Consider the following 25,841-nt stretch of genomic DNA (forward strand, 5'->3'; position numbering starts at 1 on the left):
ACCCGACCGGGGATGCCTCACATATGGGGCATCCCCGGTTGGTCGTTCCACGGGGGGCACACTCGCCGGTAAGGTGGCGTGCACCATTGCTTTGTCGTATACGTCGATCCCTCAGACCGTCACCTCTGACGCAGTAGCGCGGGGGTCGCAGGAGGCACCGTGCTCACCGCGTTCGCCCGGGCGTTCAAGACGCCCGACCTGCGCAAGAAGCTGCTCTTCACGCTCGGCATCATCGTGCTGTTCCGGCTCGGGTCCCATGTCCCCGTACCCGGCGTGAGCTACAAGAACGTACAGATCTGCGTGGAACAGGCCGGAAGCAGCAATGGTCTGTTCGGCCTCGTCAACATGTTCAGCGGCGGTGCGCTGCTGCAGATCACGATCTTCGCGCTCGGCATCATGCCGTACATCACGGCGAGCATCATCCTGCAGCTGCTGACCGTGGTCATCCCGAAGCTGGAGACCCTCAAGAAAGAGGGCCAGTCCGGCACGGCGAAGATCACTCAGTACACGCGTTATCTGACGGTCGCGCTCGCGATCCTCCAGGGCACCGGCCTCGTCGCCACCGCCCGTACCGGCGCCCTGTTCCAGGGCTGCCAGGTCGCCAGCCAGATCGTTCCCGACCGGTCGATCTTCACCACGGTCGTGATGGTGGTCACCATGACCGCCGGTACCTGCGTCGTGATGTGGCTCGGTGAGCTCATCACCGACCGCGGCATCGGCAACGGCATGTCGATCCTCATGTTCATCTCGATCGCCGCCGGCTTCATCGGCGCCCTCTGGCAGATCAAGCTCCAGGGCAAGATCGCGGACGGCTGGGTCGAGTTCGGCGTGGTCATGCTGGTCGGCCTCGCGATGGTCGGCCTGGTGGTCTTCGTCGAGCAGGCGCAGCGCCGGATCCCGGTCCAGTACGCGAAGCGCATGATCGGCCGCCGCGCCTACGGCGGCACCTCCACCTACATCCCGCTCAAGGTGAACCAGGCGGGCATCATCCCCGTCATCTTCGCCTCGTCGCTGCTCTACATCCCGGCGCTGGTCGTGCAGTTCAGCGGGTCCACCGCGGGCTGGGCCACCTGGATCCAGAAGCACTTCGTCAAGGGCGACCACCCGTACTACATCGCGGTCTACTTCCTCCTGATCGTCTTCTTCGCGTTCTTCTACGTGGCGATCTCGTTCAACCCCGAGGAAGTTGCAGACAACATGAAGAAGTATGGTGGGTTCATCCCGGGTATCCGTGCCGGCCGACCCACCGCCGAGTACCTGAGCTACGTGCTCAACCGGATCACCTGGCCGGGGTCGCTGTACCTGGGTCTCATCGCTCTTGTGCCGACGATGGCGTTGGCCGGCTTCGGAGCGAACCAGAACTTCCCGTTCGGCGGGACGAGCATCCTCATCATCGTGGGTGTGGGTCTGGAAACCGTGAAGCAGATCGAGAGCCAGCTCCAGCAGCGTAATTACGAAGGGTTCCTCCGCTGATGCGAATCGTCCTCGTCGGACCGCCCGGTGCGGGCAAGGGAACGCAGGCCGCGTTCCTTGCCAAGAACCTGTCGATCCCGCACATCTCCACGGGCGACCTGTTCCGGGCCAACATCAGCCAGGGCACCGAGCTGGGCAAGCAGGCGAAGGCGTTCATGGACGCCGGCGACCTGGTCCCCGACGAGGTGACCATCGGCATGGCGAAGGACCGGATGGAGCAGGCCGACGCCGCGGGCGGGTTCCTGCTCGACGGCTTCCCGCGCAACGTCTCGCAGGCCGAGGCGCTCGACGTGATGCTCCAGGCGGAGGGCATGAAGCTCGACGCCGTCCTCGACCTGGAGGTTGAGGAGGACGAGGTCGTCAAGCGCATCGCCGGCCGCCGGATCTGCCGCAACGACTCCGCGCACGTCTTCCACGTGACGTACGCCCCGCCGAAGGCCGAGGGTGTCTGCGACACCTGCGGCGGCGAGCTGTACCAGCGCGGTGACGACTCGGAGGCGACGGTCCGCAACCGGCTGGAGGTCTACCACACGCAGACCGAGCCGATCATCGACTACTACAAGGCCCAGGGCCTGCTGGTGACGATCCCTGCCCTCGGTGAGGTCTCCGACGTCACCAAGCGCGCCATGGACGCTCTCCAGAAGTAGTCAGCCCCTTGCTGTGCAGGCACGGCCGCGGTGTCCCCTCGGGGCACCGCGGCCGTCTGCATGACGCGCCGCGGTACGACATCAGCCGATAATTGAGCAATCACAGCGGACGGCGACCTCGTCCGCGAGAGCGGCGGCGGTTCAGCCGCAGAAGACGGAAGGCACGCTTAATGGTGCAGATCAAGACCCCCGAGCAGATCGCGAAGATGCGCGAGGCGGGGCTGGTCGTCGCCGCGATCCATGCCGCGACCCGTGAGGCGGCCGTACCGGGTGCCACGACGCGGGACCTGGACATGGTGGCCCGCAAGGTCATCGCGGACGCCGGGGCGAAGTCGAACTTCCTCGGCTACGGCGGTTTCCCCGCGACGATCTGCACCTCGGTCAACGAGGTCGTCGTCCACGGCATCCCGGACGACAAGACCGTCCTCAAGGACGGCGACGTCATCTCCATCGACGCCGGCGCGATCGTGGACGGCTGGCACGGCGACGCGGCGTACACCGCCTTCGTCGGTACCGGTCACGCGCCCGAGCTGGTGGAGCTCTCCCGGGTGACGGAGGAGTCGATGTGGGCCGGCATCGCCGCGATGAAGCTGGGCAACCGCCTCGTGGACATCTCCAAGGCGATCGAGACGTACATCAAGCGCCAGCCCCGCCCCGCCACCGGTGAGAACAGCCGCGGCAAGTTCGGGATCATCGAGGACTACGGCGGCCACGGCATCGGGTCCGAGATGCACATGGACCCCCACCTGCTGAACTACGTCTCGCGCAAGCGGGGCAAGGGGATCAAGCTCGTCCCGGGTGTCTGCCTGGCGATCGAGCCGATGGTCTCCCTGGGCACCGCCCAGACGGAGGTCCTCTCGGACGACTGGACGGTCATCACCACGGACGGCACCTGGTCCTCGCACTGGGAGCACTCCGTCGCACTGACGGAGGCCGGTCCGATCGTCCTGACCAGTCCGGACTGCGGCAAGGCGAAGCTGGCGGAGTACGGGGTCACGACGGCCCCGGACCCCCTCGGTTAATGATCTAGACTCTGGGGCAAACTTTCCGGATTCGTCTTTCTGGGTGCCCTGACGTAGACTGACTCGTCGGCTCTCGTGCACTTCCATGTCTCCATGGCGCGCGAGGCCGATCAAGGTAGCCGATTCGAAAGGCGAAGCGTGGCCAAGAAGCAAGGTGCCATCGAAATCGAGGGCACCGTGATCGAGTCCCTCCCGAACGCCATGTTCAAGGTGGAGCTCCAGAACGGTCACAAGGTCCTCGCGCACATCAGCGGGAAGATGCGCATGCACTACATCCGCATCCTGCCCGATGACCGGGTTGTCGTGGAGCTCTCTCCCTACGACCTGACGCGTGGCCGGATCGTCTACCGATACAAGTAGATCTTGCTCTCACTCCTGCCTGGGCGTCCGTCCCGGTGCGGGTGGTGGCACTGACCCGGAGAACCTCACCAACATGAAGGTCAAGCCGAGCGTCAAGAAGATCTGCGACAAGTGCAAGGTGATCCGCCGTCACGGCCGGGTCATGGTCATCTGCGACAACCTGCGCCACAAGCAGCGCCAGGGCTGACGCACGCCGACCGACCTGCCTTAACGCAGTTCTTCGCGCGACGTAAGAAAACGTACATACGCAGAACCCGCCCAGCCCCGCAAGGGCCGGCGGCACCTCCGGCGGGGGCCGGGGACCCGGACGTACCATCACCCGACACGGGTGGTCGGCGGTCGGGATCGGTTCTGTGGAAGACCCCCGAACACACAGGAGCCATTGAATGGCACGCGTTTCCGGTGTTGACATCCCGCGCGAAAAGCGTGTGGAGATCGCACTCACCTACGTCTTCGGTATCGGGCGCACCCGGTCCAAGGAGATCCTCGCCTCCACCGGCGTGAACCCGAACACCCGCGTTCGTGACCTGGCCGAAGAGGACCTCGTCAAGATCCGCGAGTACGTGGACGCCAACCTCCGTACCGAGGGTGACCTCCGCCGCGAGATCCAGGGCGACATCCGCCGCAAGATCGAGATCCAGTGCTACCAGGGCATCCGCCACCGTCGCGGCCTCCCGGTGCACGGTCAGCGCACCAGCACGAACGCGCGTACCCGCAAGGGCCCGCGTCGCGCGATCGCCGGTAAGAAGAAGCCGGGCAAGAAGTAGTCCTGTTCAGCGGTCTTGCGCTGTAGGACCGACCACCTCCCGTAGGAGATTTAGATGCCCCCCAAGGGTCGTCAGGGCGCTGCCAAGAAGGTGCGCCGCAAGGAAAAGAAGAACGTCGCTCACGGGCACGCCCACATCAAGAGCACGTTCAACAACACCATCGTTTCGATCACGGACCCGTCCGGCAACGTGATCTCCTGGGCCTCCGCCGGCCACGTCGGCTTCAAGGGCTCGCGCAAGTCCACCCCCTTCGCCGCGCAGATGGCCGCCGAGTCGGCCGCCCGCCGCGCGCAGGAGCACGGCATGCGCAAGGTCGACGTCTTCGTCAAGGGTCCCGGCTCCGGCCGTGAGACCGCGATCCGCTCCCTCCAGGCCACCGGCCTCGAAGTCGGCTCGATCCAGGACGTCACCCCCACCCCGCACAACGGCTGCCGCCCGCCGAAGCGCCGCCGCGTCTGACGCAGCGGACGCACAGTGCGTCTTTGAGTGTCCGGGCGGTACGACCCCTTCGGGGGGCGTACCGCCCGTACCCTTGCAGTAGCCGTCCCGGGCAGCGCCCGGTACGGCCCCCGTCGGGCGTCAAATAGTGGGCGTCCACGAATGAAGGAACACAGACATGCTTATCGCTCAGCGTCCGTCGCTGACCGAAGAGGTCGTAGACGAGTACCGCTCGCGCTTCGTGATCGAGCCGCTGGAGCCGGGCTTCGGTTACACCCTCGGCAACTCCCTGCGCCGTACCCTCCTGTCCTCCATCCCGGGTGCCGCTGTCACCAGCATCCGCGTGGACGGCGTCCTGCACGAGTTCACCACCGTGCCGGGCGTCAAGGAAGACGTCACGGACATCATCCTCAACATCAAGCAGCTGGTCGTCTCCTCGGAGCACGACGAGCCGGTCGTGATGTACCTGCGCAAGCAGGGTCCCGGCCTGGTCACCGCTGCCGACATCGCGCCCCCGGCCGGTGTCGAGGTGCACAACCCGGACCTCGTCCTCGCCACGCTCAACGGCAAGGGCAAGCTGGAGATGGAGCTGACCGTCGAGCGCGGTCGCGGCTACGTCTCCGCCGTCCAGAACAAGCAGCTGGGCCAGGAGATCGGCCGCATCCCGGTCGACTCCATCTACAGCCCGGTCCTCAAGGTCACCTACAAGGTCGAGGCGACCCGAGTCGAGCAGCGCACCGACTTCGACAAGCTGATCGTCGACGTCGAGACCAAGCAGGCCATGCGCCCGCGCGACGCCATGGCGTCCGCCGGCAAGACCCTGGTCGAGCTGTTCGGTCTGGCCCGCGAGCTCAACATCGACGCCGAGGGCATCGACATGGGCCCGTCCCCGACGGACGCCGCCCTGGCCGCCGACCTGGCGCTGCCGATCGAGGAGCTGGAGCTCACCGTTCGGTCGTACAACTGCCTCAAGCGCGAGGGCATCCACTCCGTGGGTGAGCTCGTCGCCCGCTCCGAGGCCGACCTGCTCGACATCCGCAACTTCGGTGCGAAGTCGATCGACGAGGTCAAGGCGAAGCTGGCCGGCATGGGCCTGGCCCTGAAGGACAGCCCGCCCGGATTCGACCCGACCGCCGCCGCCGACGCCTTCGGCGCCGACGACGACGCGGACGCCGGTTTCGTCGAGACCGAGCAGTACTGAGAAAGCTTGCGGGGGGCTCGCGCCCCCCGCACCCACCCTCTCGCGACCGCCTGAGGGAACTGACACCGGTACCTGACACGGCCGGTGCAGATGTGAAGGAGTAACAATGCCGCGTCCCGCAAAGGGTGCCCGCCTGGGCGGCTCCGCCGCACACGAGAAGCACCTGCTCGCGAACCTCGCGAAGGCGCTCTTCGAGCACGGCCGCATCACCACCACCGAGGCCAAGGCCCGCCGCCTGCGTCCCTACGCCGAGCGTCTGGTCACCAAGGCCAAGAAGGGCGACATCCACAACCGTCGCCTGGTGCTGCAGACGATCACGGACAAGAGCATCGTGCACACGCTGTTCACCGAGATCGCCCCGCGCTACGAGAACCGCCCCGGTGGTTACACGCGCATCACCAAGATCGGCAACCGTCGCGGCGACAACGCCCCGATGGCCGTGATCGAGCTGGTCGAGGCCCTTACGGTCGCCCAGCAGGCCACCGGCGAGGCCGAGGCCGCCACGAAGCGCGCGGTCAAGGAGGCGGAGGCCAAGGCCGAGGCCACCGAGACCGAGGCCGTCGAGGAGACCAAGGAGGCCTGATCCCGCTCCGGGATCGAGCTTGCTTGATCGGCTCTGAACGGGCCCGCCCCTTCCCGGGGCGGGCCCGTTCTGCATATGGGTGACTCTGAGAGGATCGGTCACGTGAGTGACGAGGTGGAGCCCGGGCACGTCCGGGTACGGCTGGACCTGAGCTACGACGGCAGGGACTTCTCCGGCTGGGCGAAGCAGCGCACGCTGCGGACCGTCCAGGGAGAGCTGGAGAGCGCCCTGCAGACCGTGATGCGGCTGAAGCAGCCGGTCGAGCTGACCGTGGCCGGGCGTACGGACGCGGGCGTCCACGCCCGCGGGCAGGTCGCGCAGTTCGACCTCGCCGAGGAGGTCTGGGCCGAGCACCACGACAGACTGCTGCGCCGCCTCGCCGGCCGCCTCCCGCACGACGTACGGGTGTGGAAGGTCGCCGAGGCCCCCGAGGGCTTCAACGCCCGCTTCTCCGCCGTCTGGCGCCGCTACGCCTACCGCGTCGGCGACCACCAGGGCGGCGTGGACCCGCTGCGCCGCGGCCACGTCCTCTGGCACCAGTGGCCCCTCGACGTGGCCGCCATGAACGAGGCGGCCACCGCGCTGCTGGGCGAGCACGACTTCGCCGCCTACTGCAAGAAGCGCGAGGGCGCCACGACCATCCGCACGCTCCAGCAGCTCAGCTGGGAGCGCGCCGAGGACGGCATCGTCACCGCGACGGTCCGCGCCGACGCCTTCTGCCACAACATGGTCCGCTCCCTAGTGGGCGCCCTGCTGCACGTCGGCGACGGCCACCGGCCCGTCGACTGGCCCGGCAAGGTGCTGGCGGCCGGCGTACGGGACTCCTCGGTGCACGTGGTCAAGCCGCACGGGCTGACCCTGGAGGAGGTCGGCTACCCGGCCGACGAGCTGCTGGCCGCGCGCAGCCGGGAAGCCCGCAACATGCGGACCCTGCCGGGCGCCGGCTGCTGCTGAGCCGCCGGCAAATCGTTTGGGCGTATCCGGCGCCGCCCTGGACAATGCCCGGCATGGGACATCTCGAAGCCAGCCATCTGGAGTACTACCTTCCCGACGGGCGGGTACTGCTCCCCGACGTCTCCTTCCGCGTGGGGGAGGGGGCGGTGGCCGCCCTGGTCGGGGCGAACGGCGCCGGCAAGACCACCCTGCTGAAGCTGATCTCCGGCGAGCTCCAGCCGCACGGCGGCGGCGTGTCCATCAGCGGCGGGCTCGGCGTGATGTCCCAGTTCGTGGGCTCCGTACGGGACGAGACGACCGTACGGGACCTGCTGGTGTCGGTGGCCCAGCCGCGGATCCGGGAGGCCGCGAAGGCCGTCGACCGCGCCGAGCACCTGATCATGACGGTGGACGACGAGGCCGCCCAGATGGCCTACGCCCAGGCCCTCAGCGACTGGGCGGACGTCCAGGGCTACGAGGCGGAGACCCTGTGGGACGTCTGCACGATGGCCGCGCTGGCCATCCCGTACGACTCCGCGCAGTTCCGCGAGGTGCGCACGCTCTCCGGCGGTGAGCAGAAGCGGCTCGTGCTGGAGGCGCTGCTGCGCGGGCCGGACGAGGTGCTGCTGCTCGACGAGCCGGACAACTACCTCGACGTACCCGGCAAGCGGTGGCTGGAGGAGCAGCTGAAGGCGACCCGCAAGACGGTCCTGTTCGTCTCCCACGACCGGGAGCTGCTGACCCAGGCGGCCGAGAAGATCATCAGCCTGGAGGCGAGCCCGACCGGCTCCGACGTCTGGGTGCACGGTGCGGGCTTCGCCACCTACCACGACGCCCGCAAGGAGCGCTTCGCCCGCTTCGAGGAGCTCAAGAGGCGCTGGGACGAGGAGCACGCCCGCCTCAAGGCCCTGGTACTGCGGCTGCGAAACCAGGCCGCGAGCAGCCCCGACATGGCGTCGCGCTACCGGGCGATGCAGACCCGCTTCCAGAAGTTCGAGGAGGCCGGCCCGCCGCCGGAGCCGCCGCGCGAGCAGGACATCAAGATGCGGCTCAAGGGCGGCCGGACCGGCGTGCGCGCGCTGACCGTGGAGAACCTGGAGCTCACCGGGCTGATGAAACCGTTCTCCCTGGAGGTCTTCTACGGGGAGCGGGTCGCGGTGCTCGGCTCGAACGGCTCCGGCAAGTCGCACTTCCTGCGGCTGCTGGCGGGCGAGGACGTCAAGCACACCGGCGACTGGAAGCTGGGCGCACGGGTGGTTCCCGGCCATTTCGCGCAGACCCACGCCCATCCGGAGCTGTTCGGCCGGACCCTCGTCGAGATCCTGTGGACGGAGGCCGCCAAGCCCCTGGGACAGGCCATGGGGGCCCTGCGCCGCTACGAGCTGGAGCGCCAGGCCGAGCAGCCCTTCGAGAAGCTGTCGGGCGGCCAGCAGGCACGTTTCCAGATCCTGCTGCTGGAGCTGGCGGGCACCACGGCGCTGCTGCTCGACGAGCCCACCGACAACCTGGACCTGGAGTCCGCGGAGGCCCTCCAGGACGGCCTGGAGTCCTACGACGGGACGGTGCTGTGCGTCACCCACGACCGCTGGTTCGCGCGCACATTTGACCGTTACCTGGTCTTCGGTTCGGACGGTGTTGTGCGGGAGACTCAGGAGCCCGTCTGGGACGAACGCAGGGTAGAACGCAAGCGCTGACGGTGAGGGAGAGGCGTCGTGGGCCTGAGGCCTGGCATCCGGCTCATGAGGTGGGAGGCGCTGAGGTCCGGCGACCGGTTCCTCCCCTGGCTGCTGCGGCCGGCTCCCCGGTCGTGGCAGGCGGCCTCCCTCGCGGTGCTCCTCGGGATCTGCGTCTCCACGAGCCTGCGGGCGAACTGGGGCTCTGACAACGCCTTCGTCGTCAAGGCGGCGCAGACGCTGCTGGAGGGCGGGTCGCCGTACGAGGACAAGCGCTTCCTCTACCTGCCCAGCGCCGTGCTCATGGCGGTGCCGGAGGCGCTGGTACCGCGGGAGGTGCTGCGCTGGATCCTGCCGGTCGGTATGTCGGGGCTGCTGGGCGTCGGCTGGCTGGCCGCCCTGCGGCTGTTCTCCGTGCCGCTGCGCTCCCGTCTCGCGGTCGGTGGTCTCGCCGTCTTCGCCCTCGCCTACAAGCCGTACGTGAACCTGGTGCTGATCGGCAACTGGACGGCCGTCTCGGCGGCCGCGCTGCCCGTGGCGCTGCTGCTCGCGCACCGGCGGTCGTGGGGGAGGGCCGGGCTGGTGGTGGGGCTGGCCATCGCCTGCAAGCCGATGCTGGTGCCGATCGGGCTGCTCTTCCTGCTGGCCCGCCGGTGGCGGGCGCTGGCCGCGGCGGTGCTGGTGCCGCTCGGGATCTCGCTGGCCGGGGCGCTGGTGATGCCGAGCCCGACGCTGTTCTTCACCAAGACCCTGCCGTTCCTGCTCCAGGGGCAGGACGCGTACGCGCTGCCCTGGGACGCCTCGCCGATCGCGGTGCTGCCGCGGCTGGGGGTGCCGCAGCCGGTGGCGGTGCTGGTGGCCTTCGCGGGGGCGGCGGCCGGCCTGTGGGCGGCCCGGGCGCGGTGGCGGCGTACGGACCAGGACGGCGACGGGGGTGAGCTGCGTCTCGTGGAGACGGCCTGCATGGCGATGCTCGCCGCGTTCCTGGTGTCGCGGCCGTCCTTCGACCACTACCTGCTGGTGGTGCTGCCGCTGCTGCTGGCGTCGGTCGTGAGACCGGGCTCGGCGGTGCGTTCGCCCTGGTTCTGGGTGGCCCTGGCGCCGCAGCTGGCCCTGGTCCCGTGGCCGTCGGAGCTGGACCGCAAACGGCGTGCCTTCAAGGACTGCGCGACCCTGTGCGGGCTCGCGATCGTGGTGGGGCGTCGTGCGCTGCGCTCCGGTCGGGTTATTCTGGAGCCCGTAACAACTGCGGGGTCCCCACCCAGGACCGAACCGGAGTGCGCCGCGACGCCAGCAGAATCGGCATCGCGGACCGCGTTTTGACCCGTACGGGTCTGCTTGGGTATCCTGCTGGTTTGTTATGCGTATTGGCTTTCTCATTCTCACGTGAAAGGGCCTTACGCCGGTCCACCGGACCGATGACCAGCAGTGGCCGTTCACCCGGGTTGCGTCCCCGAGGTGAACGAGGGCTGTCGTGATCGTCCGTGGTGACCCTGTCAGGACCCTTCCCGCAGGGCTTCGTGCCCTCTGGGATGACCCACCACTGAAGAAGCGAAGGCATACGCGTGCGTACGTACAGCCCCAAGCCCGGCGACATCTCGCGCCAGTGGCTCGTCATCGACGCCCAGGACGTCGTCCTCGGCCGTCTGGCGACCCAGGCCGCTGCCCTCCTCAAGGGCAAGCACAAGCCGACCTATGCGCCCCACATGGACATGGGCGACTTCGTCGTCATCATCAACGCCGACAAGGTGCACCTGTCCGGCAACAAGGCCTCCCAGAAGATGGCGTACCGCCACTCCGGTTTCCCGGGCGGTCTGCGCGCCGTGCGCTACGACGACCTCCTGGCGAACAACCCGGAGAAGGCCGTCGAGAAGGCCGTCAAGGGCATGCTCCCCAAGAACACCCTGGGCCGTCAGATGCTCTCGAAGCTGAAGGTCTACTCGGGCGACCAGCACCCCCACGCTGCCCAGCAGCCGGTGCCGTTCGAGATCACCCAGGTCGCGCAGTAGTTCCGGCCACCCCCTAAGACACAGAGAATTCTGAGGAGCATCGTGGCCGAGACCACCGCCGAGACCCCCGTCGACGAGTTCGAGGGCGTCGAGGAGTACACCACCGAGTCGGACGTCGCCGTCGAGGGCGACTACACCTCCGAGTCCCTTGCCGGTCGCTTCGGCGACCCCCAGCCGGCCGCCGGCCTGGGCCGTCGCAAGAACGCCATCGCCCGCGTCCGGATCGTCCCGGGCACCGGCAAGTGGAAGATCAACGGTCGCACCCTTGAGGACTACTTCCCCAACAAGGTGCACCAGCAGGAAGTCAACGAGCCCTTCAAGCTCCTGGAGCTCGACGGCCGCTACGACGTCATCGCCCGCATCTCGGGTGGCGGCGTCTCCGGTCAGGCCGGCGCCCTGCGCCTCGGCGTGGCCCGCGCGCTGAACGAGGCGGACGTGGACAACAACCGCCCGGCGCTGAAGAAGGCCGGCTTCCTCTCCCGCGACGACCGTGCGGTCGAGCGCAAGAAGGCCGGTCTCAAGAAGGCCCGTAAGGCTCCGCAGTACAGCAAGCGTTAATCTGCGCCTGCTGTTCTGCAACGAAACCGCCCCGGCAGCACTCTTTGTGCTGCCGGGGCGGTTCGTTTACCGCCACAAGCGGCACATACCTGACACAAGCGGTCACACGCGAAGCGCAAACTCGGGAGGACAACAGTGGGACGACTCTTCGGGACGGACGGTGTACGCGGCGTCGCCAACGCGGATCTGACGGCGGAGCTCGCGCTCGGCCTCTCCGTGGCAGCTGCCCACGTACTGGCCGAGGCGGGCACCTTTGAAGGCCACCGGGCGACCGCCGTGGTCGGCCGGGACCCCCGGGCCTCCGGCGAGTTCCTTGAGGCCGCGGTCGTGGCCGGCCTCGCGAGCGCGGGCGTGGACGTCCTGCGCGTCGGTGTGCTGCCCACCCCGGCGGTGGCGTATCTCACCGGTGCGCTGGGTGCCGACCTCGGCGTGATGCTCTCCGCCAGCCACAACGCCATGCCCGACAACGGCATCAAGTTCTTCGCCCGCGGCGGCCACAAGCTCGCCGACGAGCTGGAGGACCGTATCGAGTCGACCTACGAGGAGCACCGCACCGGCGCCCCCTGGGACCGGCCCACCGGCTCCGGTGTCGGCCGCGTCTCGGACTACACCGAGGGCTTCGAGAAGTACGTCTCCCACCTCATCGGCATCCTGCCCAACCGCCTGGACGGCCTGAAGGTCGTCCTCGACGAGGCGCACGGCGCCGCCGCCTACGTCTCGCCCGAGGCGTTCGCCCGGGCCGGCGCGGAGATCGTCACGATCGGTGCCGAGCCGGACGGCCTGAACATCAACGACGGCTGCGGCTCCACCCATCTCGGCCTGCTGAAGGCGGCCGTGGTCGAGCACGGGGCCGACTTCGGCATCGCGCACGACGGCGACGCGGACCGCTGCCTGGCCGTGGACGGCACCGGCGCAGAGGTCGACGGCGACCAGATCCTCGCGGTGCTGGCGCTGGCCATGCGCGAGGCCGGCCAGCTGCGCGAGAACACCGTGGTCGGGACCGTCATGTCCAACCTGGGCTTCAAGCTGGCCATGGAGGGCGAAGGCATCCAGGTCGTGCAGACCGGCGTCGGCGACCGGTACGTGCTGGAGTCCATGAAGGAGCACGGCTACGCGCTCGGCGGCGAGCAGTCCGGCCACGTGATCATCCTCGACCACGCGACCACCGGCGACGGCACGCTGACCGGGCTGCTGCTGGCGGCCCGCGTCGCGGCCACCGGCAAGTCGCTGGCCGAGCTGGCGGGCGTCATGCAGCGGCTGCCGCAGGTCCTGATCAACGTCCCCGACGTGGACAAGTCCCGGGTGACGACCTCGGCCGAGCTGGCGGCCGCGGTGACCGACGCCGAGCGCGAGCTCGGCACCGCCGGCCGGGTGCTGCTGCGCTCGTCCGGCACGGAGCCGCTCGTACGGGTGATGGTCGAGGCCGCCGACATCGAGCAGGCCCGCGCGGTCGCCGGCCGGCTCGCGGACGTCGTGAAGTCGGCGCTCGGCTAGCCGTCGGCTGCCCCTGGGTCTGCGTGGCGCACCCGTTGTCCGGATCATCCGGTTCCGGCGGGTGCGCCACCGCTGTGTCGGGGCTGTTGCCGGAGAGCTAGGGTCTGTATCGAGTTGCCCCGTGGAGCAAGGAGGGTGCGTGCCGGGCGTCGCGACGCCGCGGGGCAACTCGATACAGGCCCTAGAGCTTGCGCAGGCTCAGCTTCTGCACCTTGTGGTCCGGTCCCTTGCGGACGACGAGGGTGGCCCGGCCGCGGGTGGGCGCCACGTTCTCCAGCAGGTTGGGCCTGTTGATCGTCCGCCACATCGTCTGCGCGTACTCCATGGCCTCCTCCTCGGAGACCTGCGTGTACTTGCGGAAGTACGAGAACGGGTTCTGGAAGGCGGTCTCGCGCAGCTTGCGGAAGCGGTTGAGGTACCAGCGCTCGATGTCCTCGGGCCGGGCGTCGACGTACACGCTGAAGTCGAAGTAGTCGGCGAGCGCGACGCGGGTCCGGCCGTCGGTGCCGGGGAGCGCCGGCTGGAGCACGTTGAGACCCTCGACGATGAGGATGTCCGGGCGGCGTACGACGAGCTCCTCACCCGGCACGATGTCGTAGATCAGGTGCGAGTACACCGGGGCCCGCACCTCGTCCTTGCCGGCCTTGATGTCGGCGACGAAGCGGGTGAGCGCGCGGCGGTCGTAGGACTCGGGGAAGCCCTTGCGGGAGGTGAGCCCGCGGCGCTGGAGCTCCTTCATCGGGTACAGGAAGCCGTCGGTGGTGACCAGCTCCACCCGCGGGTGCTCCGGCCAGCGGGCGAGCAGCGCCTGGAGCAGGCGGGCCACGGTGGACTTGCCGACGGCGACGGATCCGGCCACACCTATGACGAAGGGGGTGCCCGCCTGCGCGCCGTGGCCGTTGCCGGCGTCGCCGAGGAAGGTGTTGAGGGTGCCCCGGAGGTTGCTGGTGGCGCCGACGTAGAGGTTCAGCAGGCGCGAGAGCGGCAGGTACACGTCGCGGACCTCGTCGAGATCGATGACGTCGCCGAGGCCGCGCAGGCGCTCCACCTCGTCGGCGGTGAGCGGCAGCGGCGTCCGCTCGCGCAGGGCGCTCCACTCGGCCCGGGTGAGGTCGACGTACGGCGAGGCCTCGGGCCCGCGGCGCTGCGCGGTGCGCGGGGACTGCCCCTCCCGGCCGGTGTGCTCCGTTGCACCCCCGGGCGTGCTGCTTCGTGGCGGCGAAGTGATCACACCGCCATTGTCGGGGCTCGGGGGCGGTTGTGGGTGGTGGGGTCGGTCACGTGACCAAAGGGACGGGGAGCGGCATCCGTCTCGATTCGGGGGGCGCGGGGTCTCGCCCCGGTCACGATCGGCCAGGAACGGCGTATTTGAGCGCGTGCATGTCAGCGGGGGCACGTACCTTTGATCACCGAGGTTCCGGCGAGCCCCTGGGGAGGGGGCGCCGTGCGAGCCGTTCCGATCGTCACCGCTTCACCCAATGGGGGAGATCTTCCGTGCGCACCACCCTGATCCGTCGTTCCGTCCTGTCCGCGTCCGCCGTCTCGCTGGCCCTGCTGGCCACCGCCTGCGGCTCCGACAAGACCGACACGAAGGCCGATGCCAAGCCGTCCGAGGCGTCCTCCTCCGCCCCCGCCGCGGCCAAGGGCAAGACGGCCGCCGAGCTGGAGGCCCTCCTGCTGACGCAGGCCGACGCCCCCAAGGACTCCGTCGTCAAGGCGCCCACCGCGGCCCAGCTCGCCGCGCTGACGGCCACCACAGACAAGGCCGACTGCAAGCCGCTCGTCCAGGCCGCCTCGATGGCGCCCCAGGGCACCTCCACCGGTGTGGCCCGTACCCAGGTCGGCGGCACCTCCGGCAAGGCCGCCGACCCCGGCGCCTCGGAGGCCGACAAGCTGAAGGCCGGCCTGGAGATGCTCACCGGCGCCACCGGCACCGCCGTGACGCTGACCTCCTACGACGGCAAGGGCGCCGAGGAGGCGTTCGCCGGCTTCAAGAAGGCCGGCACCGCCTGCGCCGGCGGCTACACGATGACGCAGGACGGCGAGACCGTGAAGGTCAACAAGGTGACGCCGGGTGACGCCGTCACGGCCGGCGACGAGGCCGTCTCCCTCATCGCGGACTTCGGCGACGCCGAAGCCCCGATGGCCGCCCAGCTGGTCATGGTCCGCAAGGGCAACACCCTCGCCACGTTCTCGGTGCAGAACCTCGGCGGCAAGCCCGCGCTCCCCAAGGACGTCATCGACGCCCAGGCCAAGAAGCTCGGCTGACCGCGGCCGCGCCCGGCCCCGCACCCCGACCCCGCTCCGGCAGCACCGCCGGGGCGGGGTTTTCGGCGTGTTCAGGTACGGGGCAGACGGCCAACTACGGCGTACGCTGCGGCCTATGTGCGGAATTGTGGGTTACGTGGGAGCGCAGTCTGCGCTCGATGTGGTCATCGCCGGGCTCAAGCGACTGGAGTACCGCGGCTACGACTCGGCAGGGGTCGCCGTACTCGCCGACGGCAGCATGGCCGCCGCCAAGAAGGCCGGCAAGCTCGTCAATCTGGAGAAGGAACTGGTCGCGCACCCGCTGCCGGCCGGTTCCACGGGACTCGGGCACACCCGGTGGGCGACGCACGGCGGGCCCACCGACGCCAACGCCCACCCGCACCTGGACAATTCGGGTCGTGTGGCCGTCGTGCACAACGGCATCATCGAGAACTTCGCCGCGCTGCGGGAGGAGCTCGCCGAGCGCGGGCACCGGCTGGAGTCCGAGACGGACACCGAGGTCGTGGCGCACCTGCTGGCCGAGCAGTTCTCGGCCGCCGGCGACCTCCCCGAGGCGATGCGGCAGGTGTGCCGCCGGCTGGAAGGCGCCTTCACCCTGGTGGCCGTGCACGCCGACGAGCCGGACGTGGTGGTCGGCGCCCGCCGGAACTCGCCCCTCGTGGTGGGCGTTGGAGAGGGAGAGAACTTCCTCGCCTCGGACGTGGCCGCGTTCATCGCCCACACGCGGTCCGCGATCGAGCTGGGGCAGGACCAGGTCGTCGAACTCCGCCGCGAAGGGGTCACGGTGACCAACTTCGACGGCACGCCCGCCACCGTGCGGGCGTACCACGTGGACTGGGACGCCTCGGCGGCCGAGAAGGGGGGATATGACTACTTCATGCTCAAGGAGATCGCCGAGCAGCCGAAGGCTGTCGCCGACACCCTCCTGGGCAGGATCGACGCGAGCGGCTCGCTGACCCTGGACGAGGTGCGCATTCCCGTCTCGGTGCTCAGGGAGGTCGACAAGGTCGTGATCGTGGCCTGCGGCACGGCCTACCACGCGGGCATGATCGCGAAGCTGGCCATCGAGCACTGGACCCGCATCCCGTGCGAGACGGAGCTGGCGAGCGAGTTCCGCTACCGCGACCCGATCCTGGACCAGCGGACGCTGGTGGTCGCGATCTCGCAGTCAGGCGAGACCATGGACACCCTGATGGCGCTGCGCCACGCACGCGAGCAGGGCGCCAAGGTGCTGGCCATCTGCAATACGAACGGGTCGACGATCCCGCGCGAATCGGACGCCGTGCTCTACACGCACGCCGGCCCGGAGGTCGCCGTCGCCTCCACCAAGGCCTTCCTGACACAGCTGGTGGCCTGCTACCTGGTCGCCCTGTACCTCGGGCAGGTCCGCGGCACCAAGTGGGGTGACGAGATCCAGGCGGTGATCCGCGAGCTGTCGGACATCGCCGCGGCCGTGGACACCGTCCTGGAGACCATGGAGCCCGTGCGCGAACTCGCCCGCTCCCTCGCCGAGAAGGACACCGTCCTCTTCCTCGGACGCCACGTGGGCTACCCGGTGGCGTTGGAAGGCGCCCTCAAGCTCAAGGAGCTGGCGTACATGCACGCCGAGGGCTTCGCGGCGGGCGAGCTCAAGCACGGGCCGATCGCGCTCATCGACAAGGACCTGCCGGTGGTCGTGGTCGTCCCGTCGCCGCGCGGCCGGTCGGTGCTCCACGACAAGATCGTCTCGAACATCCAGGAGATCCGGGCGCGCGGGGCCCGGACCATCGTGATCGCGGAGGAGGGCGACGAGGCGGTCGTCCCCTACGCCGACCACCTGATCCGCATCCCAGCCACGCCGACGCTGCTCCAGCCCCTGGTGGCGACGGTGCCGTTGCAGGTGTTTGCCTGCGAACTGGCCACGGCCCGCGGCAACGAGGTGGACCAGCCGCGTAACCTCGCAAAGTCCGTGACAGTGGAGTAGCCGGTAGTGGGGTGGGCCAAGTGATCGTCGGCGTCGGGATCGATGTGGCGGAGATCGAACGGTTCGGCGCGGCGCTGGAGCGCACGCCGGGACTCGCCGGGCGGCTGTTCGTCGAGGCTGAGCTGATGCTCCCGAGCGGCGAGCGGCGCGGTACCGCCTCGCTCGCCGCCCGGTTCGCCGCCAAGGAGGCGCTGGCCAAGGCGCTCGGCGCGCCGGCCGGGCTGCTGTGGACCGACGCCGAGGTCTACGTGGAGGACAGCGGGCAGCCGCGGCTGCGCGTGTCGGGGACGGTACAGGCGCGGGCGCTGGCGCTGGGCGTGAAGTCCTGGCACATCTCGCTGAGCCACGACGCCGGTGTGGCCTCCGCCGTGGTGATCGCCGAGGGTTGATGCCATGCGTACTGCCTACAGCGTGGACACCGTACGGGCCGCCGAGCGGGAGCTGATGGCCCGGCTGCCGGAAGGCACCCTGATGCAGCGGGCGGCGGCCGGACTGGCCGCCGCCTGCGCGGGACTCCTGGCACGGCGGCGCGGCCGGGTCTACGGCGCCCGGGTCGTGCTGCTCGTCGGGCCCGGCGACAACGGCGGCGACGCCCTGTACGCCGGCGCGCGGCTGGCCCGGCGCGGCGCCGGGGTGACGGCCGTGCCGATGGACCCCGAACGGATGCACACCGGCGGGCTGGCCGCCCTGCGGGCGGCCGGCGGCCGGGTGGAGCAGGCCGTACCGCAGCGCGCGGACCTGGTGGTGGACGGACTGCTCGGCATCGGCGGCCGGGGCGGGCTACGGCCCGCGGGCGCCGCACTGGTGGAGCGGATCCCGCCCGGGGTCCCCGTGGTCGCGGTGGACCTGCCCAGCGGGGTGGACGCCGACACCGGGGAGGTCGCCGGGCCCGCCGTCACCGCCGAGGTGACCGTGACGTTCGGGGCGTACAAGCCGGGGCTGCTGATCGACCCCGGTGCCTCCCGCGCGGGCGCGGTGCACCTGGTGGACATCGGGCTGGAGCTGCCGGAGCCGGAGCTGGAGGCCCTGCAGCACGCGGACGTGGCAGAGCTGCTGCCGGAGCCGACGGCGTCGAGCGACAAGTACCGGCGCGGCGTCGTCGGCATCGTCGCCGGATCGGCGCAGTACCCGGGAGCGGCCGTGCTGGCTGTCGCGGGAGCCCTGCGCGGCGGCGCGGGAGCGGTCCGCTACGTCGGCCCGGCCGCGGACGCCGTCCTGGCCCGCTACCCGGAGACGCTGATCGGGCCGGGCCGGGTGCAGGCGTGGGTGATCGGCCCGGGGCTGGGCGAGGGGCGCGCCGGTGAGGTCGCGGACGTCCTCGCGGGGGACGCGGCGGTACTCGTCGACGCGGACGGGCTGCGCGGCCTGGACCCGCAGGTGCTGCGCGCGCGGACGGCCCCGACCCTGCTGACCCCGCACGCGGGGGAGGCCGCGGCGCTGCTGGGGGTGGCGCGGGAGGCGGTGGAGGCCGGCCGGCTGGCGGCCGTACGGCGGCTGGCGGAGCGGTACGGGGCGACGGTCCTGCTGAAGGGCTCCACGACGCTGGTCGCCTCCGCGGGGGGCCGGCCGGTCCGGGTCAACCCGACGGGCACGCCGTGGCTGGCCACCGCGGGCAGCGGGGACGTCCTGTCCGGACTGGCCGGCTCCCTTCTGGCGGCCGGCCTGTCCGCGGCGGACGCCGGCTCGGTGGCGGCGTACCTGCACGGCCTCGCGGCCCGCCGCACGGGCGGCCCCCTCCTGGCCCACGCCCTGGCCGAAGCCCTCCCCGCCGCCTGGCAGGACACCACCCACCCCTGACCCCCGCCTCAATCGCCGGCGGAGCTGGGTGTGCCGGGCTCTGCCCGGACCCGCGCCTCAAACGCCGGCGGGGCTGATCCAGCCCGGCGGAGCTGTTTTTCCGGGCGCTGCCCGCACCCCGCGCCTCAAGCGCCGGCGGGGCTGGGTGTGTCGGGGCTCCGCCCCGCACCCCGCGCCTCAAGCGCCGGCGGGGTCGGGGTTTCAGCCTCGCCGGCGTTTGAGGCGCGGGTCCGGGCAGCGCCCGGGAAACGGAGAAAGGGCGGGGCGGGGAGAAAGGCCCCGCGCAGCGGCGACCCGCACCCGGGCCCGGCGCGGATTCTGAGAGACTGTGGGCGATGAACGAGACACCGACGCGCGTGTACGCCGAGATCGATCTTGGCGCCGTACGGGACAACGTGCGCGCACTGCGCGAGCGGGCACCCCGGTCCGAGCTGATGGCCGTCGTCAAGGCGAACGCCTACGGACACGGCGCGGTGCAGTGCGCGACGGCCGCCCGGCAGGCCGGCGCCACCTGGCTCGGGACCGCCACCCCCGAGGAGGCCCTCGCGCTGCGCGCGGCCGGGCTCGAAGGCCCGATCATGTGCTGGCTCTGGACCCCCGGCGGCCCCTGGCGCGAGGCCGTCGAGGCCGGCCTGGACGTCTCCGTCAGCGGGATGTGGGCCCTCGACGAGGTGCGCGACGCCGCCCGCGCGGCCGGCCGCACCGCCCGCGTCCAGCTCAAGGCCGACACCGGCCTCGGCCGTAACGGCTGCCAGCCCGCCGACTGGGAGGAACTGGTCGGCGCGGCCGTCTCCGCCGAGGCCGAGGGCACCGTCAAGGTCACCGGCGTCTGGTCGCACTTCGCCTGCGCCGACGAGCCCGGCCATCCCTCGATCCGGCTCCAGCTCGACGCCTTCCGCGAGATGCTCGCGTACGCGGAGAAGGAGGGCATCGACCCCGAGGTCCGGCACATGGCCAACTCGCCCGCCACCCTCACCCTCCCCGAGTCGCACTTCGACCTGGTGCGCCCCGGCCTCGCCGTCTACGGCGTCTCGCCCGCGCCCGAGATCGGGACCCCCGCCCAGCTCGGCCTGCGGCCCGCCATGACCCTCAAGGCCTCCCTGGCCCTGGTCAAGACGGTGCCCGCCGGGCACGGGGTCAGCTACGGCCACCACTACGTCACCGGCGGCGAGACGACCCTCGCGCTGGTCCCGGCCGGCTACGCCGACGGCATCCCGCGCCACGCCTCGGGCGCCGGGCCGGTCCTGGTCGGCGGCAGGATCCGCCGCGTCGCCGGCCGCGTCGCCATGGACCAGTTCGTGGTCGACCTGGACGGGGACCGGGCCCGCGCCGGTGACGAGGTCGTCATCTTCGGGGACGCGGAGCGCGGTGAACCCTCCGCCGAGGACTGGGCTCAGGCCGCGCACACGATCGCGTATGAGATCGTCACCCGTATCGGTGGACGCGTGCCCCGGGTGTACCTGGGCGGCTGAGCGGAGTGAGGACGGCGGCGTGAGCGAGAACTGGCGCAGGGCCGGCTGGGCCGGCGCCGCCATCGGCGTGATAGCGGCGGGCGCGGCGGCCGGTGTGGCGGTCGAGCGGATCACCGTCGGACGCGGCATGCGCCGCAAGGCCCGCCTGGCCCTCGACGCCGCGGGGGACTACGGCTCCCTGCGCGGCACCGAGGGCACCTGCCGGGCCGAGGACGCCACCGAGCTGTACTACGAGGTCGACGAACTCCCCGAGGACGGCAAGCGGCGCCGGCTGCGCCGCAAGGCCGACGCACCGGCCACCGTCGTCTTCTGCCACGGCTACTGCCTCGCCCAGGACTCCTGGCACTTCCAGCGCGCGGCCCTGCGCGGGGTGGTCCGCTCCGTCTACTGGGACCAGCGCAGCCACGGGCGCAGCGCGCGCGGCCTGGCCCAGGCCGACGGCGAGCCGCTGACCATGGAGCAGCTCGGCCGGGACCTGAAGGCCGTCGTCGACGCCGCGGCCCCCGAGGGCCCGCTGATCCTGGTGGGTCACTCGATGGGCGGAATGACCATCATGGGATTCGCCGAGCAGTACCCCGACCTGGTGCGCGAGCGGGTCGTCGGCGTGGCCCTGGTCGGCACTTCCAGCGGCCGCCTCGACGAGGTGACCTACGGGCTTCCCGCCGCCGGCATGGGCGCCGTGCGCAGGATCCTGCCGGGCGTGCTGAGGGCCCTGGGTTCGCAGGTGGAACTGGTGGAGAAGGGCCGCCGGGCCACCGCGGACCTCTTCGCCGGCATGATCAAGATGTACTCGTTCGGCTCCCGGGACGTGGACCCGGGCGTCGCGCGCTTCGCGGAGCGGCTCATCGAGGCCACGCCGATCGACGTCGTCGCCGAGTTCTACCCGGCCTTCCAGACCCACGACAAGACCGCGGCGCTCCAGCAGTTCGCCGGCATCCCGGTCACCGTCGTCGCCGGGGACAAGGACATGATCACCCCGCCGGGGCACAGCGTCGCCATCAAGGACGTGCTGCCGGCCGCCGAGCTGGTCGTCCTGGAGTCCACCGGGCACCTGATGATGCTGGAGCGCCCCGAGACGGTGACGCGGCTGCTCACCGAGCTGCTGGCCCGCACCGGGACGGTGCCGGTCCCGGTAGCGGCTAACGTTGGCACGCATGGAAGAAGTACCGCTGGAAGCACAGCGCAGCCAGGCACCGGCAGCTGAGTCCGGGCACGGCGCACAGACCCGGATCACCGTCGACTCCCCCCACGCGATGCAGGAGCTGGGCCGCCGTATCGCCGGCCTGCTGCGCCCCGGCGACCTCGTCCTGCTGACCGGCGAGCTGGGCGCGGGCAAGACCACGCTGACCCGCGGCCTGGGCGAGGGCCTGGGCGTGCGCGGGGCCGTGACCTCGCCGACCTTCGTGATCGCCCGGGTGCACCCCTCGCTGACCGGCGGGCCGGCGCTGGTGCACGTGGACGCGTACCGGCTGGGCGGCGGGCTGGACGAGATGGAGGACCTGGACCTCGACGTCTCGCTGCCCGAGTCCGTGGTCGTCGTCGAGTGGGGCGACGGCAAGGTCGAGGAGCTCTCCGACGACCGGCTGCACGTGGTGATCGCGCGGGCCGTCGGCCACGAGGAGGTCCTGGACGACGTCCGCGAGGTGTCCGTGCGCGGGGTCGGGGAGCGCTGGGGAGCGGGAGCGGGGCTGGAGGCCCTGGCCGGGGCGCTCTCGGAGTAGGAGCGGCGTACCGACAACTCGTCGGCAAGATATTGCGTCGGCGGCAGCGCTCGTGATGACATGGTACCGAGAGTTTCTTAGGTATGCCTAAGTACGGTGTCCCGGGGTCCAGGAGGCAGCCATGTCGGCACCAGCAGGAGCACAGCGCCACCCCCGCCCGTCCACCGTCTCCATGCACGCGCTGCTGGCCGCCGGCATGGCCGCCAGCGCCGTCTCGACGCCGCCCGCGCGCGAGGAGCGCCCCCGGCGTGAGGACGGGCCCGAGGGCGGCGTACGCGAACAGGCCGCTCCGGAGTCCGAAGCGGCCTGAAAGGGCCTGCGAAGCCCGAGAGGGCGGGGGGCTCATCGCGCCCCTACCGTACGAGCGCGCTCTTGCGGGTCGCCCGTACGGGTGAAGCAGCGGCGGCCCGTCAGGGAATGACGACGATCTTGGAATTGATCGTCGCGAACGCCCACATCGCGTCGCCGTCGGCGCGCGCCATCCGGATGCCGCCGGTCTTCTTGTTCCGGTCGGGCTCCGGGGTCGAGCCGTCCACGCGGGCGCTGAAACCGACCGCGACGCCCTCGGCGGTGGCGAACCGGACCACGTGCTCGATCGGCACCCCGTCCGAGCCGGTGACCGCGCCCGAACGCGAACCGACGAGGTAGGTGCCCGGCTTCGGGTGCACCGTGCTCGGCATCACCGTGAACGACCTCGTCGGCTGCCCGGCGTCCCCCACCAGCCACACCCGCTTCTGACCCAGCGAGTACACGACGCGCACACCGGTGCCGGAACCTTCCGGCACGGGCACCGGCTTCGCCGGATCCACCTTGCCCGCGGCCGCGGGGCTCGCGGCCGGCGCCGGCTCCTGCGCGGCCGCCGCCGGGGGGTGCGCCGGCGCCGTCGCGGAGGCCTGGTAGCCGAGGAAGCCGACGGCGGCGATCGCCGCGGCGGTGAGCCCGGCCACGATTCCCGAGCTGCTGCGTGCCACCTTGCTCCACCTCTCCGCGCTGACGTGATCCCTGTGATCGCTGGTGATCCCTCGGTCGAAAGGTAGCAGCCGCCCCGCTCCACGACCGGGCGCAAGGGGCGCGGCCACCGGAGTCGTAGGCTGTTCGCGTGCTCTTGCTCGCAGTAGATACCGCCACGCCCGCCGTCACCGTCGCCCTGCACGACGGCGATTCCGTCCTCGCCGAGTCCGGCCAGGTCGACGCCCGCCGCCACGGGGAGCTGCTCATCCCCTCCGTGGACCGGATCCTCGCCGAGGCCGGGCTGAAGCTCGACGCCGTCACCGGCATCGTCGTCGGCGTCGGCCCCGGCCCCTACACCGGACTGCGCGTCGGCCTCGTCACCGCCTCCACGTTCGCCGCCGTACTGGGGGTGCCCGTCCACGGACTGTGCACCCTCGACGGACTCGCCTACGCCGCGGGCGCCGCCGGGATCGAGGGCCCCTTCACCGTCGCCACCGACGCGCGGCGCAAGGAGGTCTACTGGGCACGCTACGAGGACCCCCGCACCCGCGTCGGCGAGCCCGCCGTGGACCGCCCGGCCGAGATCGCGGAGCAGGTCGCCGGAATGCCCGCGGTCGGACAGGGCGCCCTCCTGTACCCCGAGGTGTTCCCGGACGCGCGCGGCCCCGAGCACCAGTCGGCCGCCGCGCTGGCCTCCCTGGCCGCGGAACGCCTCGCAGCCGGCGCGGAGTTCCTGCCTCCCACCCCGCTCTACCTGCGCCGCCCCGACGCGCAGGTGCCCAAGAACTACAAGGTGGTCACCCCGCAGTGACCGTGGCCGAGACGGTTCTGCGCGAGATGCGCTGGTGGGACATCGCACCGGTGCTCGAACTGGAACACGACCTCTTCCCCGAGGACGCCTGGTCCGCCGGCATGTTCTGGTCCGAACTGGCCCACGCGCGCGGCCCGCGGGCCACCCGCCGCTACGTCGTCGCCGAGACGGCCGACGGCCGCCTCGTCGGCTACGCCGGACTGGCCGCCGCCGGTGACCTGGCCGACGTACAGACCATCGCGGCCGCCCGCGACCAGTGGGGGACCGGCCTCGGCGCCCGGCTCCTGACCGAACTGCTGCGCGCCGCCACCGCGTTCGAGTGCGCCGAAGTGCTGCTGGAGGTGCGCGTGGACAACACCCGCGCCCAGAAGCTCTACGAGCGCTTCGGGTTCGAGCCCATCGGCTTCCGGCGCGGCTACTACCAGCCGGGCAACGTCGACGCGCTCGTCATGAGACTGACCGACCCCGCACAAGCACGAACTGAGAGCAGTGAGAGCAATGGCTGACGAACCGCTCGTCCTCGGCATCGAGACCTCCTGCGACGAGACCGGTGTCGGCGTCGTCCGCGGCACCACCCTCCTCGCGGACGCGGTCGCGTCGAGCGTCGACGAGCACGCCCGCTTCGGCGGAGTCGTGCCCGAGGTCGCCTCGCGGGCCCACCTGGAGGCCATGGTCCCCACCATCGAGCGCGCACTGAAGGAGGCCGGCGTCAGCGCCCGCGACCTCGACGGCATCGCGGTCACCGCCGGACCCGGCCTCGCCGGGGCGCTGCTCGTGGGCACCTCGGCCGCCAAGGCCTACGCGTACGCCCTCGGCAAGCCCCTGTACGGCGTCAACCACCTGGCCTCCCACATCTGCGTGGACCAGCTGGAGCACGGCCCGCTGCCCGAGCCGACGATGGCGCTCCTGGTGTCCGGCGGACACTCCTCGCTGCTCCTGGCGCCCGACATCACCTCCGACGTACGGCCGCTCGGCGCGACCATCGACGACGCCGCGGGCGAGGCCTTCGACAAGATCGCGCGCGTGCTGCAGCTCGGCTTCCCCGGCGGCCCGGTCATCGACCGGCTCGCCAAGGAGGGCGACCCGAAGGCGATCAACTTCCCACGCGGCCTGACGGGCTCGCGCGACCCCGCGTACGACTTCTCCTTCTCCGGCCTGAAGACGGCCGTCGCCCGCTGGATCGAGGCGAAGCGGAACGCCGGCGAGGACGTGCCGGTGCGCGACGTGGCGGCTTCCTTCCAGGAAGCCGTGGTGGACGTCCTGACGCGCAAGGCGATCCGGGCGTGCAAGGACGAGGGCGTCGACCACCTGATGATCGGTGGCGGTGTGGCGGCCAACTCCCGGCTCCGCTCGCTCGCCCAGGAGCGCTGCGACGCCGCGGGGATCATCCTGCGCGTGCCGCGGCCCAAGCTGTGCACGGACAACGGCGCGATGGTGGCCGCACTGGGCGCGGAGATGGTCAGGCGCAACCGGCCGGCCTCGGACTGGGACCTCTCGGCGGACTCCTCGCTGCCGGTCACGGACCCGCACGTGCCGGGAACGTCCCACACACAGGACCACGAGCACGAGAACGGGCACTCGCACGGCTCCTCGCACGGGCACTCGCACGGCCACGGCCACGGCCACGGCCACGGCCACGGCCACGGCCACGACCACGTGCACGAGCTGAGCAAGGACAACCTGTACTCGTGAGCACCGTC

The 25,841-nt window shown here is 70.9% G+C and carries 28 protein-coding genes; 26 read left to right on the forward strand and 2 right to left on the reverse strand.

Annotation, left to right across the window (positions count from 1 at the left end):
• The first annotated feature begins 159 nt into the window (after nucleotides 1-159).
• The 15 genes from secY to glmM all read left to right on the forward strand — a co-directional run bounded on the left by secY (nucleotide 160) and on the right by glmM (nucleotide 13,158).
• On the forward strand, nucleotides 160-1,473 hold the full coding sequence (gene secY, locus BSL84_RS20065; protein WP_030026339.1) for a preprotein translocase subunit SecY: 1,314 nt from the start codon (nucleotides 160-162) through the stop codon (nucleotides 1,471-1,473).
• Entirely contained in the window at nucleotides 1,473-2,120 is a 648-nt protein-coding gene (locus BSL84_RS20070; protein ID WP_030026341.1) for an adenylate kinase, read from the forward strand. Before secY ends, BSL84_RS20070 begins: the two co-directional genes overlap by 1 nt.
• A gap of 170 nt (nucleotides 2,121-2,290) precedes the next feature.
• Entirely contained in the window at nucleotides 2,291-3,142 is an 852-nt protein-coding gene (gene map / locus BSL84_RS20075) for a type I methionyl aminopeptidase (protein WP_045323411.1), read from the forward strand.
• A 138-nt stretch (nucleotides 3,143-3,280) separates the two neighbouring features.
• Entirely contained in the window at nucleotides 3,281-3,502 is a 222-nt protein-coding gene (gene infA, locus BSL84_RS20080) for a translation initiation factor IF-1 (RefSeq protein WP_003956442.1), read from the forward strand.
• Nucleotides 3,503-3,575: 73 nt separating this feature from the next.
• Nucleotides 3,576-3,689, forward strand: a complete 114-nt coding sequence (rpmJ, locus tag BSL84_RS20085; RefSeq protein WP_003956441.1) for a 50S ribosomal protein L36 — start codon at nucleotides 3,576-3,578, stop codon at nucleotides 3,687-3,689.
• Between the two features lie 199 nt (nucleotides 3,690-3,888).
• Nucleotides 3,889-4,269, forward strand: a complete 381-nt coding sequence (gene rpsM, locus BSL84_RS20090; RefSeq protein WP_007265919.1) for a 30S ribosomal protein S13 — start codon at nucleotides 3,889-3,891, stop codon at nucleotides 4,267-4,269.
• A 54-nt stretch (nucleotides 4,270-4,323) separates the two neighbouring features.
• Entirely contained in the window at nucleotides 4,324-4,728 is a 405-nt protein-coding gene (gene rpsK, locus BSL84_RS20095; protein ID WP_003956432.1) for a 30S ribosomal protein S11, read from the forward strand.
• 157 nt (nucleotides 4,729-4,885) lie between these two features.
• Nucleotides 4,886-5,908 carry a DNA-directed RNA polymerase subunit alpha gene (locus BSL84_RS20100; protein ID WP_007265920.1) on the forward strand — a complete coding sequence of 341 codons (1,023 nt, stop codon included), beginning with the start codon at nucleotides 4,886-4,888 and terminating at the stop codon, nucleotides 5,906-5,908.
• A 106-nt stretch (nucleotides 5,909-6,014) separates the two neighbouring features.
• Complete coding sequence (gene rplQ, locus BSL84_RS20105) at nucleotides 6,015-6,491, forward strand: 50S ribosomal protein L17 (protein ID WP_007265921.1); 477 nt, start codon at nucleotides 6,015-6,017, stop codon at nucleotides 6,489-6,491.
• A gap of 102 nt (nucleotides 6,492-6,593) precedes the next feature.
• On the forward strand, nucleotides 6,594-7,445 hold the full coding sequence (gene truA, locus BSL84_RS20110; RefSeq protein WP_075970845.1) for a tRNA pseudouridine(38-40) synthase TruA: 852 nt from the start codon (nucleotides 6,594-6,596) through the stop codon (nucleotides 7,443-7,445).
• 53 nt (nucleotides 7,446-7,498) lie between these two features.
• Nucleotides 7,499-9,118: an ABC-F family ATP-binding cassette domain-containing protein gene (locus tag BSL84_RS20115; protein ID WP_030026345.1), complete on the forward strand. Its 1,620-nt coding sequence runs from the start codon at nucleotides 7,499-7,501 to the stop codon at nucleotides 9,116-9,118.
• 18 nt (nucleotides 9,119-9,136) lie between these two features.
• Nucleotides 9,137-10,420 carry a glycosyltransferase 87 family protein gene (locus BSL84_RS20120; protein ID WP_075970846.1) on the forward strand — a complete coding sequence of 428 codons (1,284 nt, stop codon included), beginning with the start codon at nucleotides 9,137-9,139 and terminating at the stop codon, nucleotides 10,418-10,420.
• 242 nt (nucleotides 10,421-10,662) lie between these two features.
• Nucleotides 10,663-11,106: a 50S ribosomal protein L13 gene (gene rplM / locus BSL84_RS20125; protein ID WP_030031260.1), complete on the forward strand. Its 444-nt coding sequence runs from the start codon at nucleotides 10,663-10,665 to the stop codon at nucleotides 11,104-11,106.
• 42 nt (nucleotides 11,107-11,148) lie between these two features.
• Complete coding sequence (gene rpsI / locus BSL84_RS20130) at nucleotides 11,149-11,664, forward strand: 30S ribosomal protein S9 (RefSeq protein ID WP_030031261.1); 516 nt, start codon at nucleotides 11,149-11,151, stop codon at nucleotides 11,662-11,664.
• 135 nt (nucleotides 11,665-11,799) lie between these two features.
• Entirely contained in the window at nucleotides 11,800-13,158 is a 1,359-nt protein-coding gene (glmM, locus tag BSL84_RS20135; protein ID WP_075970847.1) for a phosphoglucosamine mutase, read from the forward strand.
• A 181-nt stretch (nucleotides 13,159-13,339) separates the two neighbouring features.
• Here the strand turns inward: glmM and coaA are convergent, their stop codons facing one another.
• Nucleotides 13,340-14,389, reverse strand: a complete 1,050-nt coding sequence (gene coaA / locus BSL84_RS20140) for a type I pantothenate kinase (protein ID WP_030030570.1) — start codon at nucleotides 14,387-14,389, stop codon at nucleotides 13,340-13,342.
• Nucleotides 14,390-14,652: 263 nt separating this feature from the next.
• On the opposite strand from coaA, the gene BSL84_RS20145 reads away from it, so the two are divergent.
• The 8 genes from BSL84_RS20145 to BSL84_RS35565 all read left to right on the forward strand — a co-directional run bounded on the left by BSL84_RS20145 (nucleotide 14,653) and on the right by BSL84_RS35565 (nucleotide 22,689).
• Nucleotides 14,653-15,426: a hypothetical protein gene (locus BSL84_RS20145; RefSeq protein WP_075970848.1), complete on the forward strand. Its 774-nt coding sequence runs from the start codon at nucleotides 14,653-14,655 to the stop codon at nucleotides 15,424-15,426.
• Between the two features lie 115 nt (nucleotides 15,427-15,541).
• Complete coding sequence (gene glmS / locus BSL84_RS20150; RefSeq protein ID WP_030030568.1) at nucleotides 15,542-17,389, forward strand: glutamine--fructose-6-phosphate transaminase (isomerizing); 1,848 nt, start codon at nucleotides 15,542-15,544, stop codon at nucleotides 17,387-17,389.
• A gap of 20 nt (nucleotides 17,390-17,409) precedes the next feature.
• Nucleotides 17,410-17,778: a holo-ACP synthase gene (locus BSL84_RS20155; RefSeq protein ID WP_030030567.1), complete on the forward strand. Its 369-nt coding sequence runs from the start codon at nucleotides 17,410-17,412 to the stop codon at nucleotides 17,776-17,778.
• 4 nt (nucleotides 17,779-17,782) lie between these two features.
• Nucleotides 17,783-19,186 carry a bifunctional ADP-dependent NAD(P)H-hydrate dehydratase/NAD(P)H-hydrate epimerase gene (locus BSL84_RS20160; RefSeq protein ID WP_075970849.1) on the forward strand — a complete coding sequence of 468 codons (1,404 nt, stop codon included), beginning with the start codon at nucleotides 17,783-17,785 and terminating at the stop codon, nucleotides 19,184-19,186.
• Nucleotides 19,187-19,521: 335 nt separating this feature from the next.
• Entirely contained in the window at nucleotides 19,522-20,658 is a 1,137-nt protein-coding gene (alr, locus tag BSL84_RS20165) for an alanine racemase (RefSeq protein ID WP_045324207.1), read from the forward strand.
• Complete coding sequence (locus BSL84_RS20170) at nucleotides 20,603-21,862, forward strand: alpha/beta fold hydrolase (protein ID WP_079273249.1); 1,260 nt, start codon at nucleotides 20,603-20,605, stop codon at nucleotides 21,860-21,862. The genes alr and BSL84_RS20170 overlap by 56 nt, the downstream gene beginning before the upstream one ends.
• Nucleotides 21,813-22,379, forward strand: a complete 567-nt coding sequence (gene tsaE / locus BSL84_RS20175; protein ID WP_234308593.1) for a tRNA (adenosine(37)-N6)-threonylcarbamoyltransferase complex ATPase subunit type 1 TsaE — start codon at nucleotides 21,813-21,815, stop codon at nucleotides 22,377-22,379. Before BSL84_RS20170 ends, tsaE begins: the two co-directional genes overlap by 50 nt.
• A 121-nt stretch (nucleotides 22,380-22,500) precedes the next feature.
• Nucleotides 22,501-22,689, forward strand: a complete 189-nt coding sequence (locus tag BSL84_RS35565; protein WP_075970851.1) for a hypothetical protein — start codon at nucleotides 22,501-22,503, stop codon at nucleotides 22,687-22,689.
• A 100-nt stretch (nucleotides 22,690-22,789) separates the two neighbouring features.
• Here BSL84_RS35565 and BSL84_RS20185 read toward each other — a convergent pair whose 3' ends face one another.
• Nucleotides 22,790-23,350 (reverse strand): hypothetical protein, encoded by a 561-nt coding sequence (locus tag BSL84_RS20185; RefSeq protein WP_075970852.1) that lies wholly within the window; start codon nucleotides 23,348-23,350, stop codon nucleotides 22,790-22,792.
• 128 nt (nucleotides 23,351-23,478) lie between these two features.
• On the opposite strand from BSL84_RS20185, the gene tsaB reads away from it, so the two are divergent.
• Genes tsaB through tsaD form a run of 3 tightly spaced genes read left to right on the forward strand, consistent with a single transcriptional unit; the run spans nucleotide 23,479 to nucleotide 25,833 of the window.
• A complete protein-coding gene (gene tsaB, locus BSL84_RS20190) occupies nucleotides 23,479-24,141 on the forward strand; it encodes a tRNA (adenosine(37)-N6)-threonylcarbamoyltransferase complex dimerization subunit type 1 TsaB (RefSeq protein WP_075970853.1) in 663 nt (220 codons plus the stop codon).
• Nucleotides 24,142-24,167: 26 nt separating this feature from the next.
• Nucleotides 24,168-24,647 (forward strand): ribosomal protein S18-alanine N-acetyltransferase, encoded by a 480-nt coding sequence (gene rimI / locus BSL84_RS20195; protein WP_037662599.1) that lies wholly within the window; start codon nucleotides 24,168-24,170, stop codon nucleotides 24,645-24,647.
• Complete coding sequence (gene tsaD / locus BSL84_RS20200; protein WP_075970854.1) at nucleotides 24,640-25,833, forward strand: tRNA (adenosine(37)-N6)-threonylcarbamoyltransferase complex transferase subunit TsaD; 1,194 nt, start codon at nucleotides 24,640-24,642, stop codon at nucleotides 25,831-25,833. Before rimI ends, tsaD begins: the two co-directional genes overlap by 8 nt.
• Nucleotides 25,834-25,841: the final 8 nt, after the last annotated feature.

This window comes from Streptomyces sp. TN58 (genome assembly GCF_001941845.1).
In the GTDB taxonomy this organism is placed as follows: Bacteria; Actinomycetota; Actinomycetes; order Streptomycetales; family Streptomycetaceae; genus Streptomyces.

Bases quoted from the DNA above. Each gene is read 5' to 3' on its own strand.
- BSL84_RS20070 (WP_030026341.1), top strand. From the start codon at position 1,473: ATGCGAATCGTCCTCGTCGGACCGCCCGGTGCGGGCAAGGGAACGCAG.
- map (WP_045323411.1), top strand. From the start codon at position 2,291: ATGGTGCAGATCAAGACCCCCGAGCAGATCGCGAAGATGCGCGAGGCG.
- rpmJ (WP_003956441.1), top strand. From the start codon at position 3,576: ATGAAGGTCAAGCCGAGCGTCAAGAAGATCTGCGACAAGTGCAAGGTG.
- rpsM (WP_007265919.1), top strand. From the start codon at position 3,889: ATGGCACGCGTTTCCGGTGTTGACATCCCGCGCGAAAAGCGTGTGGAG.
- rpsK (WP_003956432.1), top strand. From the start codon at position 4,324: ATGCCCCCCAAGGGTCGTCAGGGCGCTGCCAAGAAGGTGCGCCGCAAG.
- BSL84_RS20100 (WP_007265920.1), top strand. From the start codon at position 4,886: ATGCTTATCGCTCAGCGTCCGTCGCTGACCGAAGAGGTCGTAGACGAG.
- rplQ (WP_007265921.1), top strand. From the start codon at position 6,015: ATGCCGCGTCCCGCAAAGGGTGCCCGCCTGGGCGGCTCCGCCGCACAC.
- BSL84_RS20115 (WP_030026345.1), top strand. From the start codon at position 7,499: ATGGGACATCTCGAAGCCAGCCATCTGGAGTACTACCTTCCCGACGGG.
- glmS (WP_030030568.1), top strand. From the start codon at position 15,542: ATGTGCGGAATTGTGGGTTACGTGGGAGCGCAGTCTGCGCTCGATGTG.
- BSL84_RS20160 (WP_075970849.1), top strand. From the start codon at position 17,783: ATGCGTACTGCCTACAGCGTGGACACCGTACGGGCCGCCGAGCGGGAG.
- alr (WP_045324207.1), top strand. From the start codon at position 19,522: ATGAACGAGACACCGACGCGCGTGTACGCCGAGATCGATCTTGGCGCC.
- BSL84_RS20170 (WP_079273249.1), top strand. From the start codon at position 20,603: ATGAGATCGTCACCCGTATCGGTGGACGCGTGCCCCGGGTGTACCTGG.
- tsaE (WP_234308593.1), top strand. From the start codon at position 21,813: ATGGAAGAAGTACCGCTGGAAGCACAGCGCAGCCAGGCACCGGCAGCT.
- BSL84_RS35565 (WP_075970851.1), top strand. From the start codon at position 22,501: ATGTCGGCACCAGCAGGAGCACAGCGCCACCCCCGCCCGTCCACCGTC.
- rimI (WP_037662599.1), top strand. From the start codon at position 24,168: ATGCGCTGGTGGGACATCGCACCGGTGCTCGAACTGGAACACGACCTC.
- tsaD (WP_075970854.1), top strand. From the start codon at position 24,640: ATGGCTGACGAACCGCTCGTCCTCGGCATCGAGACCTCCTGCGACGAG.